Below are 1,279 nucleotides of genomic sequence, written 5' to 3'. Positions count from 1 at the left end.
GGCTGGTCGCGGATTGCCCGGGTGGTCTTGGCGATATTGGCGGCTCCGAGGGTTTTGAGCAGTCCGATGGCGAGGTTGCGGAAGGTGGCCATGGCGCGGGGTGCCGATCCGGTGTGGACGGTGGAGGTGTCCTCGGCGAAGGTGCGGTCCCTGATGTTGTGCTGGGCCTCCACTGTCCAGTGACCGCGGACGGCGGCGGCGAGTTCGGCCGGGGTGGCCTGGTGGGCGTCGAGGCTGGTGACGGCGTAGACCGTCTCGCGAGTTTCGCGTCGCCCGGTTGACCGGCGGCGTCGGTGGACGCGGAGGGCGAGGCGGGCGTGAGGGAAGGCGATGCCGCCGAGTTCGTCGGCGATGGAGCAGGTCTTGATGGAGCGGGATTCGTGGCGGCCGTGTCCGGTGCAGGAGGCTGTGTGCTGGACGGCGACGTCGGGCCAGGGCAGGGCGGCAAGCTGCCGGTAGGCGGTCGGCTGGTTGCGCTTGATCATGGCGATGTAGTGGGCGTTCTTGGTCTCGACCAGCCAGGTGACGTTCGCCTGGACCGAGTGCAGGGCGTCGAAGGTGATCAGCGTTCCGTCCAGGTCCAGCGGTTCGAGCAGGGGCCGGAAGTGCGCGGTCTCGTTCGTCTTCGCTCCGACCTCCGCCTGGGCGAGGGTCAGGGCCCGGTGGTGGGTGACGGCGGAGAGCAGGTGCCTGCGGCCGGCGGACAGGCGGGCCGATCCTCTCAGCGACTTGCCGTCGACGGCGATCACCTGCCGTTGCTCCGAAGCCGGTCCCGCAAAGTTCCGGCCGGCGAGGTAGGCACCCACGGCCCGGTCCAGGGCGTCACCGTCGACGGCCGCCAGCACACGGCCGATCGTGGTCCGCGAGGGAGCACGACGCCACCGCAGCGGATGCCGTCGGACTCCGACGGCCGTCAGCACGGTGTCCGAGGCCCGCGCCGCCCACTCGGCGATCTCGTCGACGCTCCTGGCTCCCGACACCGCCGCGCAGGCGCAGACGAGGAGGATCGCGGTCAGCGAGTACCAGCGACCCCGCCTCGCACGCGGGTCAGGCACCAGATTCAGGAACGTCCGCAGGTCAGCGACTTGGCCGATGTCCAGCGGACCCAGCCTCACCAACACCGGCGGGATGCGAGAGGATACAGCGGCAGGCACGGGCCACCTCATGATCGTTGAGCTTCGACACCCCAATGATCACGAAGCCCGTGCCTGCTCTGGTATGCACCCCAACCGGTCACGGCCCGACCAACCGCCCGACCCCGGAACTCGCCCAAGCCCTG

At 70.1% G+C, this 1,279-nt stretch carries 1 protein-coding gene; it reads right to left on the bottom strand.

Translation table 11 applies throughout. The features are described from left to right. Positions 1 to 1,055, bottom strand: a 1,055-nt coding sequence (locus ACIRPX_RS45950) for an ISAs1 family transposase (RefSeq protein WP_404206140.1), incomplete at its 3' end; no start/stop codon positions are given. Positions 1,056 to 1,279: the final 224 nt, after the last annotated feature.

This window comes from Streptomyces sp. NPDC101225, from assembly GCF_044767585.1.
Taxonomy (GTDB): Bacteria; Actinomycetota; Actinomycetes; order Streptomycetales; family Streptomycetaceae; genus Streptomyces.
This window is presented reverse-complemented; position numbering and strand designations above follow the sequence as displayed.